The organism is Bacillus sp. 220_BSPC (genome assembly GCF_001054655.1).
In the GTDB taxonomy this organism is placed as follows: domain Bacteria; phylum Bacillota; class Bacilli; order Bacillales; family DSM-1321; genus Peribacillus; species Peribacillus frigoritolerans.
This window is the reverse complement of record NZ_JVPL01000205.1, coordinates 1-14,505: the sequence shown is the minus strand read 5'-3', so window position 1 is coordinate 14,505 and position 14,505 is coordinate 1. Positions and strand designations below refer to the sequence as shown.

12 protein-coding genes and 1 pseudogene are annotated in these 14,505 nt (G+C 37.3%); 11 read left to right on the top strand and 2 right to left on the bottom strand.

The features are described 5' to 3' along the window. The first annotated feature begins 506 nt into the window (after positions 1-506). The 3 genes from ADA55_RS16230 to ADA55_RS16220 are packed head-to-tail and all read left to right on the top strand — an operon-like array spanning position 507 to position 3,971. Positions 507-1,838: a spore germination protein gene (locus tag ADA55_RS16230; protein ID WP_081088626.1), complete on the top strand. Its 1,332-nt coding sequence runs from the start codon at positions 507-509 to the stop codon at positions 1,836-1,838. Then, positions 1,831-2,895, top strand: coding sequence for a GerAB/ArcD/ProY family transporter (locus ADA55_RS16225; RefSeq protein ID WP_048685789.1), 1,065 nt, complete (start codon positions 1,831-1,833; stop codon positions 2,893-2,895). The genes ADA55_RS16230 and ADA55_RS16225 overlap by 8 nt, the downstream gene beginning before the upstream one ends. Then, entirely contained in the window at positions 2,892-3,971 is a 1,080-nt protein-coding gene (locus tag ADA55_RS16220) for a Ger(x)C family spore germination protein (protein ID WP_048685787.1), read from the top strand. Before ADA55_RS16225 ends, ADA55_RS16220 begins: the two co-directional genes overlap by 4 nt. A gap of 465 nt (positions 3,972-4,436) precedes the next feature. On the opposite strand, the gene ADA55_RS31040 is transcribed toward ADA55_RS16220, so the two are convergent. After that, positions 4,437-4,559, bottom strand: coding sequence for a hypothetical protein (locus ADA55_RS31040; RefSeq protein ID WP_260089149.1), 123 nt, complete (start codon positions 4,557-4,559; stop codon positions 4,437-4,439). Between the two features lie 262 nt (positions 4,560-4,821). Between ADA55_RS31040 and ADA55_RS16215 the strand changes: the two genes are divergently transcribed. From ADA55_RS16215 to ADA55_RS31395, 5 genes and pseudogenes are all read left to right on the top strand, one after another. Further along, positions 4,822-5,205: a VOC family protein gene (locus tag ADA55_RS16215; RefSeq protein WP_048685785.1), complete on the top strand. Its 384-nt coding sequence runs from the start codon at positions 4,822-4,824 to the stop codon at positions 5,203-5,205. Positions 5,206-5,615: 410 nt separating this feature from the next. Beyond that, complete coding sequence (locus tag ADA55_RS16210) at positions 5,616-6,713, top strand: L-dopachrome tautomerase-related protein (RefSeq protein ID WP_048685781.1); 1,098 nt, start codon at positions 5,616-5,618, stop codon at positions 6,711-6,713. A 216-nt stretch (positions 6,714-6,929) separates the two neighbouring features. Further along, positions 6,930-7,202 (top strand): annotated as a pseudogene (locus ADA55_RS28595) (VOC family protein); the annotation flags it as partial. 44 nt (positions 7,203-7,246) lie between these two features. After that, positions 7,247-7,393 (top strand): hypothetical protein, encoded by a 147-nt coding sequence (locus tag ADA55_RS29445; RefSeq protein WP_153246137.1) that lies wholly within the window; start codon positions 7,247-7,249, stop codon positions 7,391-7,393. A gap of 492 nt (positions 7,394-7,885) precedes the next feature. Then, positions 7,886-8,086 carry a site-specific DNA-methyltransferase gene (locus ADA55_RS31395; RefSeq protein WP_072273095.1) on the top strand — a complete coding sequence of 67 codons (201 nt, stop codon included), beginning with the start codon at positions 7,886-7,888 and terminating at the stop codon, positions 8,084-8,086. A 502-nt stretch (positions 8,087-8,588) separates the two neighbouring features. Here ADA55_RS31395 and ADA55_RS31160 read toward each other — a convergent pair. Then, on the bottom strand, positions 8,589-9,977 hold the full coding sequence (locus ADA55_RS31160) for a M28 family peptidase (RefSeq protein WP_034307391.1): 1,389 nt from the start codon (positions 9,975-9,977) through the stop codon (positions 8,589-8,591). A 646-nt stretch (positions 9,978-10,623) separates the two neighbouring features. Here ADA55_RS31160 and ADA55_RS16195 point away from each other — a divergent pair. The 3 genes from ADA55_RS16195 (at position 10,624) to ADA55_RS16185 (ending at position 13,767) form a co-directional block, all read left to right on the top strand. Then, a complete protein-coding gene (locus ADA55_RS16195) occupies positions 10,624-10,806 on the top strand; it encodes a YolD-like family protein (protein WP_034307388.1) in 183 nt (60 codons plus the stop codon). 667 nt (positions 10,807-11,473) lie between these two features. After that, the gene (locus tag ADA55_RS16190; protein WP_048685778.1) at positions 11,474-12,103 is read left to right on the top strand and encodes an NAD(P)H-binding protein; all 630 of its coding nucleotides are present in this window, start codon (positions 11,474-11,476) and stop codon (positions 12,101-12,103) included. A gap of 47 nt (positions 12,104-12,150) precedes the next feature. Further along, a complete protein-coding gene (locus ADA55_RS16185; protein ID WP_048685776.1) occupies positions 12,151-13,767 on the top strand; it encodes an FMN-binding glutamate synthase family protein in 1,617 nt (538 codons plus the stop codon). Positions 13,768-14,505 lie beyond the last annotated feature (738 nt).

Genomic DNA, 14,505 nt, shown 5'->3' with positions numbered 1-14,505 from the left:
TTTAATGCAAGTAAATTCGTCTGACCTGAAATATCAGTAATTAGAGTGGAGATTTCTTTAATTTTTACATCTCAGATTCAAGAAGTGGCAGCCTCTACCCAGTTTATAAAGAATGGTGTTGAAGAACTACAGCAAACCATAGAAATAATTGCTGAAGGGCACAGGAAACGCTATCTGGTACTGAAACAGCAGCTGCTGCTAGGAAGCAGCAATTGGCCTCAATTGAGGAGGTTTCAAATGCAACAATTTCCTTGACCAGATTGTCGGAGGAATTGCAGGAGAGGATTTCTCGTTTCAAAGCTTAACTAAAAAAATGCCCCGAAGCGTTACCCCTCCTTTTCTGAATGAACTATCTCTAATGCAATGTGCACATGCGAATATGTGGTTGTGGCTTTAAAAAACATATCTCAGACGTCATATTTTACCTAGTTTGGTATTTGTATAATTCACAAGCAACGGGGGAAAATGAAATAAGAAATAATGAAATTTGAAAGGGAAGATGAGAAATCACGAACTCAATAATAGTAGAAATAAATGAGGCTTTTAAAGATGCAGAAGACTTTTTCATAGAACCGTTTATTTTGGATGGTGAAGCAGTCCTTTTACTTGGTTTACATTCAATAGTTAACCTTATAAAAACAAAAGAAATATTAAAAAAAGATATGGATACCAGTGAAGTGATTCATTCAGTAAAAGTAAAAAGAACTCTTTTCAACAGAAAAGGTGTTGAAATAAATAGTGAAGAAGCAATAGAGTCTATTCTTCAGGGTAAACTCATTGTTTATTCAAAAGAAAAAAATATAATGTTGCAATTTGAACCACTTCCTAAAGAATTGACTCGATCAATTGAACCGCCTGCTAATGAAAACGTATTACAAGGTCCTTTAGATTCTTTTATTGAAGATATGTCAACAAATATAGGAATAGTGAGAAAAAAAGTTTCCACTGCTCAGCTCTCAGTTAAAACCTATACGGTAGGAAGTGATCAAAAAAAGAGTTTATCAATAGTTTATTTGAATGACCGAGCAGATAAAAGTATGATCAAAAAGATCATTTCACATATTGAAATGAATCAACACACAAATATTCTCTATCTTCAGCATCTTTATCGTTTTATGGGTATGCGGAAATGGGAGGTTATCCCTCAGTTTAATAACACAGAAATGCCATTGGAAGCAGTAGATGGTTTAAACAAAGGAAAGGTCATTCTATTCGTTGACGGTTATCCCTTTGCGCTTATCTTGCCACATTTATTATGGGATATGTTTGTCCAGGCGAATGACCGTAACTATGCTTACCCAATTATGAGCGCCATCCGATTTTTACGTGTTCTTGGTGCTCTGATTACCCTTATATTCCCAGCTATCTATGTGGCCCTTGTTGCTGTAAATCCTGAGATATTAAAAATTGAACTGGCTCTATCGATTGCTCAGAGCAGGGAGGGAATACCCTATCCCCCTTTTGTTGAAATTACAATTATGCTCCTTATTTTAGAGTTAATTATTGAAGCGAGTATAAGGCTTCCGCTCAGTATCGGTCCAACGGTAACAATGGTAGGGGGAATTGTCATTGGACAAGCAGTAGTAGACGCAAAGCTGGTTAGCAACCTTTTAATTATCATTGTAGCAGCAACCTCAATTGCGAATTCAAGCGTTGTAGGGTTTCAAAATGCCTTAATCCTGCGTTTACTTAAATATGTAGTTGTTATTTTTGCTTCAATCTATGGCGTGTTGGGCATATTATCCGGTCTGGTATTCATAAGCGCTTACTTTGCAAGTCGAGAGATATTTGGAATTCCATACATTAGTTTAGCTAAGAGGAGAGGGGAAATTGGATAAAAGCCTTCAGGTTATATGCATGGGGTTAATGTCTCATTTTGGTCTTATTTTTTTCATTTATCCGGAAAGAATTATTGCCAGCACACATAAAGGTCACTGGGAACCGATTTTAATTCAATGTGTCATATTTATTCTATTTTTATGGCTTTACCTAAAGGGGCTTTCTTATTTTCCCGAAAAGAATATTATTAGTATTTTAAAGATCTTAGGTAAAGCTTTTTCTTTCACATTACTTTTTCCTGTTCTTCTATACTTAGTCATAACTACTATTGAACTTGTTAGCGCCTATGCAGAAGTGACCAACATTATCTTTTTAGCGAATACTCCTACTTGGGCAATTATTACATTAATGATTCTTATTTCAACTTATATCGCCGTAAAAGGAATAGAAACCATCTTACGTACAGCCTTATTAATATTCTGTATCTTTTTCCCGTTAATCTTACTTATGCTTTCGATTTGCTTTCAAGACATTGATTGGCATAATGCCTTTCCGATTATGGATACCGACTTTTCTTTTTTTCGACAACCTCCCTATTATACAAGTTTTTTTTCTTTTGCCATTGTTTTTTCATTTTTAGGTTTTCTTCCTAAAAAAATATCGTATAACTCTAAAAAAATCATGTTTGCAGTCTTTTTGCTTATCCCATTTTTTTTCTTATCCGTTTATTTACCTCTTTTAACCTTTGGAAATGAAACGGCTAGTACGCTGCTTTTTCCCTTTATAACCACATTGGATAAAGTTCAGCTTCAATGGCTTATATTTGACAGGGCTACCTTGTTTTTTGCGTTAAGCCTAGTTACCTTTATCATGTTGCTTACTTCCTTACTTTTATGGCAGTCCTCTATAATAATGAATCAATATTTCCCGGGATTAAAGCAAAAATATCATATTGTAGCCTTATCTGTTAGCATTTTTATCATTTGCTTATGTATTCCTAGTTGGCAAGAGACTGAGAAGTTGCTATGGTGGAATACTGCTTTCCGATTTTATATTTTAATCGTACTCCCTTTAATTATATTCCTCATCGGTGTAAGGAGAAAAAGACTATCATGAGAAGTATTATAATTTGTTCTAAACTAGTACTTAGTCTGTGTATATTAATGCCATTAAGTGGTTGCTGGGATATTAAAGACATTAATCATCGAGCCTTTCCGATTGCAATGGGAATTACTAAAGAGGGAGAAAAATTCAAAGTATTACTTCAGATTCCTGTTACTTCAGAGGGTGTTCAGAAACAGACAATTGTCAAAGGAACAGGATCAACCATTTTAAAGGCTGTAGAGGACATTAGAACTAATATGGAAAGCGGTGTAGACTTATTGCACATAAGGATAATCATATTTGATCGAAAATTAGTGGAAGAAGGAGGGATGGAAGAACCGATTAACACGTTTATGAGAATTCGTGAAATATCTTCAAAAACATTAATCGCAATATGTGATGATAATATAGATGCTTTTTTCTTAACACTCAAAAAAAATCTAGAAAAAGGGATAAATCTTTATGACTTTTTTGAGAAATATGCAGGTTGGACTCCACAAATATCTTTAACACGTCTATGGCATGTTTATCGAGCTCTTAATTCCTACACTCAAAATGTAGCAATTCCTATGGTCAAATCAGGGGAAAACACCCCAGTTACATATACAGGTTCTGCAGTGATGAAAAAAGGAAAAATCGTTTCTAAAATGGATCCTAAAGAAACCCTCCTTTTTAATGCCTTTCATGGGAACAGTATGAAGGGAAGGGTAGAAGTAATGGAACATGCAACCATCATGATTGTTGGAAATACAGGTTTTCATAAAGGGGAACTAAGAAATCATATTCCATATATGTTCTCAACGATTCGTTTAAATGTAGTTATTCAAGAGAGAAGAGGAAAAGTTTCCAATGCAATAATTAAAAAAGAGCTGGAAAAGGTATTGGCAAATCGTTTTGATGGAATGCTGAAACGATTTCAAAAGCAAGAAACAGATGTCTTCGGGTTGGGACAATACTACAGAAATAAAATTCCTTATGAGGAATTGAAGGACTGGCGAAAGAAATATTATCCCAATCTAGAAATGAAGCTTACCATTCATACTACAATACAAAACGAGGGAAAAATAAAGACTATAATTGACAAATAGATATTGGATATCATATGAAAAATGGATAGGCTTTAATTTTAAAATGATCATTATCAAGAGCCCCATGCATCATGGTGCACTTTGAAGTGGAAATACTACAGTTTATGCTCTACTTCAGATAGTATATATTTTTAATCTTTTAAGAAATAGTGAATACTTTAGTACTTGTTAATTATTAGGTACTTTGGGAAACTTCCCAATAAACACAGGAAATCAAGAAAGGACATCCAGACTTTTTATCACCTACTCATTTTACAGTTTTATTAGTTTAACCTTGATTGCAAGTATTCTACCCGAGCTTTCTATAATTGTGCTTCTATGAATGAGAATACTAATATTGAGAAAAGGGGCTGTCTAATAAGTCCCTAAAATAAACCAGGAGAAGAAAAACGATTCGTTTTTCTTCTCCTGGTTTTCTAGTTTTATAATTATTCATTGTAATTAGCTGGCGAAAGCCAGCTACCTTCAGTAGATTATGAGCCATGGCCTACGATGCCAAACTCCGTTTGGACTTTCCCTAAGCCCCGAAGCGAAAATCGACACCTGACTTTTACCTTTCGCTACATCCAGACCAACAACTGGATTCATTTATTATCTCCTCCTAAAGAATATTGCCGGTACCCCTTAATCCTTTCCATAGCTTCGCTTGTTATACGAGATCATTGTCCCAACCAGCCTAATCATGTTTCTACAAGTAGGGGGCGGCGAACTGTTTAGTTGACGGGGGCCATGCCCCACGGGCAGGAACGTTCTACAAGCACAGTGTTTTCGAATTATGATGAACTTCTAAAGGAATTTTTTGAAACTTGTTGAATTTCTTTAGGTAAGGTTCAATGAAAGGTGGAAAACAATGGGAATAACCAGTTCTCCTATTAATAGTAAAATAAACAATGTTTTTATCCATGTTAAAGATTTAAAGAAATCAGTTGAATGGTATTGCAATCTCTTTGGCATCTCGCGAAATAATGACTCTGTAGAATCACCTGTTTACAATATTCCTGTAACAAGTGAAACTGGATTAACTTTAGATGACCATACGTTTGATCCTAATTTTATATTTAAGCCATCCAATAATGTCTTATTTAATTTCTACGCAAAAGATATAGACGAAGCTTACCAATTTATCAAGAGTAATAACATAGCCATTGTTAAAGAAATAGAGCGTATTGGAAATTTTGCTTATTTTAACTTTCAAGACCCAGATGGTAATGTACTTATGATTTGTAATGGTTAATGTTCTTAGGAAGTAGCCGGCTCACTCTCCCTTTACTTAAGTTTTTTTCGCACTTCCTTTTAACTTCACAGTTTGTGTCAACTCTACAATAAGGCAGGTTGTTGAAGCTGCCTTTTCTTATTGGAGGAGACAGATTTAATTTTCTAACCAGGCTGCTGGACGGGAGCAAATCATAATAGTTTTTATGTTAGTTCTAAAATTGACTGTAAACGTAAATTCAGATGCTCTCATTCCCCGTCTTTGAAGAGCCAGTGGAAGTTTGAATCACTTTATCGAAACGCCCATGTTACTCCTGGACTAATAAACCCACAGCATCCATCACGATAGAAAAATTTATCAAGAACCAGTCACCACAAAAAATTTTCATCATATATAGGTGATATCCGTTCGGATTTGATGAGGAGGATATCATGCAACCTATGTTACCTATGGAAAAATATTTTGGGCAGTTTGAACTGGTGCATGCTTTTTATGGGGCTATGCCTACAGGTGTCAGCGTTTCCGAAACCGGTCGTATTTTTGTATGCTTTCCGAAATGGGGAGACGACGTTCAATTTACTGTGGCGGAAATTGTTGAGGGTGAATTGCATCCTTATCCCAGTGTAGAAACCAATTTGGTTAATACTGGGAATATTAAGATGTCTTTCGTCAGTGTCCAAAGTATCGTTGCTGATGGAAGAGGAACGCTTTGGGTACTAGATACAGGGGCACCAAATTTTTCTGAACCTATACAAGGGGGAGCAAAATTAGTTGCTGTTGATTTAAGCACGAATACAATAAGGAGAGTATATACCTTTACAGAAGATGTTGTCTTGCCAACAACTTATCTGAATGATGTCCGTTTGGATTTTCGGGTTGGAAGAGCAGGCTATGCATATATAACGGATTCTTCTTCCAGAGGGCCAGGGGCTATTATCGTCGTAGATTTAGAAAATGGGAACGCGTTTAGACGGTTAAATGGGGCAATATCAACTTCACCTGATCCCTATTTTTTACCGAAAGTAGAAGGTGAAATTTTGATGAATCGAAACCCGGACGGCTCGACTTTCCCATTTAGATTGGCTTCCGATAGTTTAGCGATTTCTCCTGATGGAAAGGTTTTATTTTATGCCCCGCTAACCAGCCGTCAGTTGTTCTCGATTTCAACAGAAGCCCTAAGAGACAGAAGGATACAGGACCTGAATTTATCCCGATATGTGCAGTATTGGGGGGAAAAAGGTGCGTCTGATGGAATGATCACCGGCGCAAAAGGAATCGTTTATGCAGGAGACTATGAAAACAATAGTATCCGGAAGATATTGCCGAATGGCACAATGGAAACCATCGCACATGACCCGAGAATTTTATGGCCGGATACTTTTTCGATTGGCCCCGATCAATATTTATATGTCATTGTGAATCAATTACATCGGCAGGCGAGATTTCATTATGGAAGAGACCTCCGGGAAAAACCATATAGTTTACTTCGTATGAGAATTGATGAATTCCCCGCTCCTACCTTTTCATAGTAATCGTAAACGAAGGTAGCTATCCCCCACCAGGGAGCTGCCTTTTTTGTCAGATATTCCAGCAAGTGTCCTATAATAAAGAGGTGACTTAACTCAAATTGAAAAGCCTGCTTCATCTTAGACTTTAAAATATAAATAAAGCACCATAGGCATGTAGCTACATAAGTATCAACTTACGGTAAGAGGAAAAGTTTTGATCAAAACTAGGAGGTAATCATGGGAAGATTAGTTCACCTCGGAATTCATGTGGAAGACATGGAACGGGCAAAGAAATTTTATGGTGAGGTATTTGGATGGTCATTTCAAGATTGGAGTGATTTCGCAGGAATGCCTTACTTGGGAGCGTGACTGGAGATGAGAATGAACCTGGGAAATGGTGCTTTGATGCAGGGTCAAAGTCCTCCGCCGGAAGCTGTCCAAGCTCTTAATCGGTATGCTTGTACAATGGGTGTCGATAATTATTACGAAGCGGAAGCCTTGTTTCTGGATATTTTATGGTAAAATATAGAAAAATATTAAATGGGAGGATGTAAATGAAAATTTTACTAAGATTATCTATAGTTTTAATATTTTCATTGTTTTTGATTCCTGCAAGTGAAGATTGGACAACTGGGAAACCCTTTCTAGTGATTTATGATGAAAATGGAAATGTAGTGGATAAATTAGTAGCTACACCTTAATGAATCTCTTATGAGGTTCTTTTTTTATTGTAGTAGCCGTTAAAAGTGTTCGCTTCTTTATAAGCCTTCCGTTGAGCAGAAGGAAAGGTAATTTTATCTCCAACACGTCTATAAGGAGAGGAAAACTCTGATTTTGATTTCATTGTACGATTCTTTTTCTTTGATACAGGTGGAGAAATATATGAGTTTTCTATCTTTTATTAATACCTTACTATATCTCAGGTCTGATAAAGCTATAACTCGGCATATTGTTGGCAGAAAAGAACTAAAGGTTAATCATACTGTTCATCACATGAAATTAAAGCTGATGCATTAGAATGAGAAGTACTGCAAAAGACAAAAAAGAATTTAAAATAATGAAGAATTAACCATTAATAGCAATAGGAGAAATCATACAAGAAGAAGCAACAGGTATACAATCTGTTGCTTCTTTTTTGTTGAAGTGCTTTGACATTTATTCTGTGAAATCTATGGAATGTTCATAGTGGAAATGTGAGATTTCCCCCTTGTCAAAAGCCAGTTGCTGTTCTCGAAAAAATAATTGCAACTCATTCTAATAAAGGTGAAACAGTATTAGATTGTTTAATGGGTTCAGGGTCAACAGGACAAGTAGCTAAAAATATAAATCGGAACTTCATTGGTTTCGAATTAGATAATACCTATTTTAAAAAAAGTTTCGAAAGCTTTGCATAATGATACCGTAAGCTAAATAGGTTGTTGCTTTATACCTCCTGAAGACATCGGGGTATCCATCTTATATTATGTTTGTTTTTCTCATTTTTATCTTTGGTTCATACATAGTTAGAACATGGCTATGTTAATGCGACTTAGAAAGCGTTATGAATTTAATTTGTAACCTAAAATTTCAAAAAAACAGCCCACCCTTTAAAGTTTGAGCTGTTTTTGGATTTCTATCTATTGATTGTTGAAATTATTTCTGTGAAGTAGTAATGGTTAGGTACACTGATAATATTGAGTATTTACAGTGGGAATGGTATTGGAGTTGGATAAGCATATATGTTTTATTACATATTTCATATAGGATTTTCACTAGACTTAGAACTTAGAAATAGTGAAAAAATTAAGCACAAGGCGCTGGCCGATAAAAACAAGAGAGCATCTGTAAACTCACAGGTGCCCTCCTGATTTTCTCCAAGATCCATTATAAATCTCTTAATTCTGTACAATGAAGTATTTAATCTACCGGACGGTCATCAAAATCATAGTCTACCGTGCCAGGAGCTACACGTGCATTTGTTAATGCCGGAGTTTCCGGACGGGCAATTTGATACACACTGGCACCGACAATTTCAGCTGCTTGCTGCAATTTTTCTTTCGATATCTTATCCAGTGTATCTGTAGGCTGGTGATACCAAGGCTCTACAGGGGAATGGATAAACAAGGCGGATGGAATGCCAAGCTCATGGAATGGTTGGTGGTCACTCCTGCCCAGCTGTCCATAAGGAATCGCAACATCCATCGTTCTGGCCCCTGCTGAGGAACCCAGGTCCGTCACAAGGTTTTTCATTCCATCAATGGTATACATAATCAAACCACCTGCAGGATTATCCTCGCCAGCATCACGTCCGCCTATCATATCCATTTGGAAGTGAGCCACCATGCGGTCTACATCCTCTTTGGGAAGGGAATCAGCATAGAAGGATGATCCAACGAGCCCTCTTTCCTCAGATCCGAACGTGAGGAAGCGAATTTCAGTGTCAATTGGGGTTTTGGCCAGGATCCTTGCAAGTTCCAGCACAGCAGATACACCAGAAGCATCATCGTTTGCACCAGGGCCGCCCGGGACAGAATCATGATGGGCTCCAACAGTCACGATTTGACCATTATCCTTATTGGCTTTTGGTTTTAGGGAAGCGATGACATTGTAGGATGTCTTTTCGATCCTTTCAGCTTTTCCCACTTCCAGAGTGGACGTGATTTGTTTAGTTTTAAGCTGTTCGACCAACTCTAACCCTTGGGCTTGGGTAATGGCTACAGCAGGTATATTTTGCCCCGCTGATACTTGTCCGAAATTATTTCCTGATGGTGAGTTGTTGTACATTAAAACGCCAACCGCTCCTTTATTTAGGACATTCTGAACCTTTTCAACAAAGGTAATGTCCCCACGTTCAACTAGTGCAATTTTCCCAGATACATTTTCTCCAACTTCCTCTGGCTTTGCTTTTCCAACATTAACAAGTTCGGCCGTTACCTTTCCGCTGATACTGCCGCTAAGGGCACGCGGTGTTCCTCCTAAATCACTGTCACCAATTTTCACTTTTACATTTTGCACCGTATCATAGATGGGAAAAGGCTGAACCTTTGTTTCGAAACCAAGACTCTTAAACTGACTTTCTATGTATTTGACTGCACGGAGCTCCCCTTCTGTACCAGCAGCTCTCGGTTGCTCTGATAGATAGGCAATCGTATTATACATATTGTCCGCACTAATTTTTTTGATAACTTTGTTATCAAAAGCTGTGTCAGACTGGGCATTTATTGCTCCGCTAGTTTGTGCAAATACTGTACCAGTTGATAGAACCATACCCGCAGCTAATAGTACTGTTAGTGATTTTCTATACATATAATCCCTCCTTCTTCATAATCTTCCTAATTATGTATTTAACTGAATAGTTTGTAAATGAGTCATTAGTCTTTAAATTCCGAATATCAATCGGTATTTGACACCCGCTCTCCCTTAAGATTATGACGCAAAGAAAAAGCGATTCTTCTTAATGAAGAATCGCATCATGTATTGAAGCCGTCAATATATTGTATTGTAAAAAAATGATCAAACATTCAAATCTATCAACCTCATTTTAATCTAACTTTTGAAAAGCAATACCGTTTAGTCCCAATGACAATTTGAAAAAGATAGGGAAACCAATTCTTTCTGGACTAGAAAACCTATGAACGATCTTGGAATGACTTCGGATAAATCATGTAAGAAATCAGCCCGATAAGGGAATCCGCCGACAAAACGGGGATAGTATACGTTATGTAATTTTCAGTCTAAAAAGTCGATTTACTTAATATTCATTTTTTATTATTGATTTTACCATTTCCTAAAATATTCTAATGTTCAAACCTTCACAAATTGTTCACAACAATAATGAAAACGCTTACGATTTTCGTTGTATAATATATATATCCTAATTGATTTCATAGTTTTGCACCAATTATCATACAATTTTAATAAATAATTGAATAGACAGGAAGGAGATAATCAGATGATCTTAAAATCGTTGAAAAAAAAGGGCATAACGACCATCATTTATTATAAAGAAGGAGTATTAAAAACATGTAAGGGTCAATTGCATAAACTTAACCTTAATGAACAAACCCTTTCCTTAAAGGATGAAAATCAAAAGATTTTCTCTATTCGTTTATCTCGTATTATGGAAATATATTAATTTAATTGCTTTCATTTAATATATTAAAATTACAATATATTTATTAATCCCGAATCTTTAGTTTATTACTAGAGGTTCTTTTTTCATATATGGAAAGCTGGTATGTTTAGCATTCCTGTAGTTAGTAATTTTTCAGTTTTGAAAAAATAGGGCTCCTCATTTCCGGATTGATAAATATAGTTTTTATACTTTATAGATGGCAGTTCCTTCGTGTGGAATTCCTCAATAGGGTGTTTGTAAGAAAAGCTGGGGCGATTAACTATAGAATGTATGGAGTGATTACATAAGAAATTAATATTTATAAGAGATAATTTTTCGTGTTTGTTTCCCTAGGAAATAATCGTCTTTAATGTCAAGTTTTCTATAATTACCCAAATCAAACCCAATTTACTTCACAGTATTTGGGTTTCGTTATTATTTAATTCCAATCACTAATCAAGTTCGTACAGCTTCTGTAATAATGGATGCCAGATTATTTATTATGAGAATAAGTACGTTCAATATAAGTAAAAATAGTCTAATCGCTTCCACTGAAGAAATGGGAATTCCCCTAATAATTAACTATCAAAGAATCGTTAAAATTAACGATACGGCGAAAACGCTTAATTGTTTCATTAAACTTTAAAGTGGTAAATATATATTATGAAACTAGCAGGGAGGTATTAATATGAGAGTTCTAGTAATAGGAACAGAGGACATGACCGGAGAGCACGTTGTAAAACAGCTGGCAGAAAGGTACCATAACCCGGTAGCACTGGTGGGAGCAGAAAATAAAGTAGAGGAAATGGTTAAACTTGGAGCACGAGATGTAGTTTCTTTGGAAAGAAGGGATTTTTCCAGTGCTTTTTCGGGCTGTGAAGCTGTAATCTACCTGAGTAGCGCCAGTCCTCGGACTGGGGAGGGCAAACCAATACTGGTTGACCATCAGTCAGTAATAGACTCTGTTGAGGCTGCTAAGAAACATGGGGTGAAGCGCTTTGTTCTGATGAACACCATGCGAGCAAAAGAAATGGAGAGCTTAGATTCTAGTACAAACGATGTCAAGTACCACTCAGAAGAGCTATTAAAACAGGAAAAGCTTACATATACGGTTATACGGACAAGTATGCCTGTGGATAAGCCGGGAATAGGTAAAGTTGAAGCTGGACCATCAATTCTGAATGACAAAGGCGAGATACCAAAAGAGGATATTGCTTCTGTATTGGTCAAAGCGCTGGATACTGAAGAAGTATTTAATAAAACGTTCCATGTAACTTCTGGCGAAATTCTGATTGATGAAGCACTCCAAAGATTATAGATAACTCGAGTAACTTGCACAAAAAATAAGAAGCAAAGGGTGATAAAATGTCCAAGTTAAAAAATTACCTTCCTACTGTTTTAAAAGGATCTGCCGTTTTAGGGACAGTTGCGGCCGCAGCGTACTTTTACCGAAAGGATGATACACAAAAACAACATTCAATCCTGAGGAACTTCCCCCTAATCGGCAGAATTAGATACATGACAGAGCAAATAGGACCTGAACTTAGGCAGTATTTATTTGAAAATAATAATGAAGGCACCCCTTTCTCTAGAAAGGAATTCGAGGATGTTGTAAAAGCAGGAAAATATAAGGAGCGTTTAATCGGATTTGGATCGGAACGTGACTTCAATGAGGCTGGATACTATATTCGAAATAGTATGTTTCCCAATCTCCGGGAAGAATTGAGAATAGATAATAGCCAAAAAATCAATACAAAGGTATATGAAGTTGATGAGGAAGGTCTATTGTCCAGAAAGGAGAAGCGGGAAGATAGACAAATAGAACCGTACTTTTTACGAGACGAGGATGCTGTCATAATCGGAGGGGATACATGCCGGAATCCCTTTAAATTAAAGGGGCTCGTAGGACAATCTGCAATGAGCTACGGGGCACTCGGTGAGAATGCCATCACTGCACTGTCGAGAGGATTAGGGCTTGCAGGAGGAACATGGATGAATACTGGTGAAGGTGGTCTTTCCAAATATCATCTCTCCGGAAATCCCGACATCATGATGCAAATCGGTCCGGGACTGTTTGGAGTGAGGACACCAGGTGGGGAGTTCTCCTGGGAAGAATTCAAGAAGAAAAGTGAAATCGAGCAAGTAAAGGCATTTGAAATTAAGCTGGCACAAGGTGCCAAAATCAGAGGTGGGCATATTGAAGGACAGAAGGTGACAGAAGAAATTGCCCAAATCCGCCTGGTAGAACCTGGCCAAACAATCAATAGCCCTAACCGGTTCTATGAATTCAAGAATTTTAATGAATTGTTCGAATTTGTGGAAAGAATGAGGGATGTAGGCGGAAAGCCTATCGGTATCAAAATTGTTGTGGGGGATCTTGATGCACTTGAGGAAATGACGAAAACCATGAGAGATACAGGTAAAGGGCCGGATTTTATCACGGTGGATGGCGGGGAAGGCGGAACTGGGGCAACCTATCAGGAGCTTGCAGATGCAGTCGGACTCCCAATTATGTCAGCCTTGCCACTTGTAGATGAGATGTTAAAAAAATATGGTGTACGTAACCGGGTCAAGCTGATTGCATCAGGCAAGCTGACTTCTCCAGATAAAGTGGCGGTCGCTTTAGCGATGGGGGCAGATTTAGTCAATATAGCCCGCGGTTTTATGATTAGCGTTGGCTGCATCATGGCTGAAATCTGCCATACAAATCATTGCCCTGCAGGAGTAGCCACAACTGATTCAAAGTTGCAGGAAGGGCTGGTTATTGAGGAAAAACAATACCGAGTCGCCAATTACGTGATTTCCCTCCGCGAGGGGCTATTTAACCTTGCAGCTGCCGCAGGTATAGATACTCCGACCAAATTTGAACGAAAACACATCGTTCACAAGGATGAGTGGGGAAGAGTTTCCCCTGTCCGGGACATCACCCTCACTCCCGAAAAAGTGGAGAAGTTAAGAAATAAGGAAAAAGTGGAGAAATAGCTTGGCGGGATTTTTATTTTTATTATATAGAAGAAACTCGTCAAAAAGGTAAGCCTTTGCTCAATGCAGCAAAGGCTATTTAAGTGCGTCCGGCATTGGTGCAATGTATATCTCTCGAATCATGAAGGCAGTAGTAGTGGTTAGCTTAACGCAAGGGTGTCTGAGTATTCAAGTAAAATAGATGTGAAAGGTAAAATATCGAAGTTTCAAGGAAGGATTGTTTACAAAGGGAAAATGAGCTCGTCTAGTTACATCTTCTGAGACCCGTGAGATAGTAAAAGTAACAGAAAGACCAGAAGTCATTTCATTTGCAGGGGGACTTCCGGTTTCAGAGCTGTTTCCTGTAGAAGCGCTTAAAGTTGAGTGCAATATTGTATTGAATTCAGACATTTCAAGATTAATCTTAACCTAGGGGAAGTTGCTTTCCGGCTTTAAGAATATAAGTATGTGGACGTTTCCAGCAAGCTTCCGATAGGTGACTGGCAGGAAGTCATCCGTTTGGCAGAACAGAAAGTGGGCTAGAAAGTCTTTTATCGATTTTTATTTGAGGATAGAATAAAATTTATATAGTTGAATGTTACTGTTTCAAACACAGGGGGCTTTATTAGTTACGAATAAAAATAAACAACCAAGGGCGAAACCTAATTGGTTGTTTATTTTTTATTTTGGCTCTTTTCGTTAAGATTGCTGTTTTTAAAACGAAACTATTTAAGGTTGATTGGAGCGGAAGTGCGAGAC

Bases quoted from the DNA above. Each gene is read 5' to 3' on its own strand.
- ADA55_RS16210 (WP_048685781.1), top strand. From the start codon at position 5,616: ATGCAACCTATGTTACCTATGGAAAAATATTTTGGGCAGTTTGAACTG.
- ADA55_RS16220 (WP_048685787.1), top strand. From the start codon at position 2,892: ATGAGAAGTATTATAATTTGTTCTAAACTAGTACTTAGTCTGTGTATA.
- ADA55_RS16195 (WP_034307388.1), top strand. From the start codon at position 10,624: ATGATCTTAAAATCGTTGAAAAAAAAGGGCATAACGACCATCATTTAT.
- ADA55_RS29445 (WP_153246137.1), top strand. From the start codon at position 7,247: ATGAAAATTTTACTAAGATTATCTATAGTTTTAATATTTTCATTGTTT.
- ADA55_RS31040 (WP_260089149.1), bottom strand. From the start codon at position 4,559: ATGAATCCAGTTGTTGGTCTGGATGTAGCGAAAGGTAAAAGTCAGGTG.
- ADA55_RS16185 (WP_048685776.1), top strand. From the start codon at position 12,151: ATGTCCAAGTTAAAAAATTACCTTCCTACTGTTTTAAAAGGATCTGCC.
- ADA55_RS16190 (WP_048685778.1), top strand. From the start codon at position 11,474: ATGAGAGTTCTAGTAATAGGAACAGAGGACATGACCGGAGAGCACGTT.
- ADA55_RS31160 (WP_034307391.1), bottom strand. From the start codon at position 9,977: ATGTATAGAAAATCACTAACAGTACTATTAGCTGCGGGTATGGTTCTA.
- ADA55_RS16215 (WP_048685785.1), top strand. From the start codon at position 4,822: ATGGGAATAACCAGTTCTCCTATTAATAGTAAAATAAACAATGTTTTT.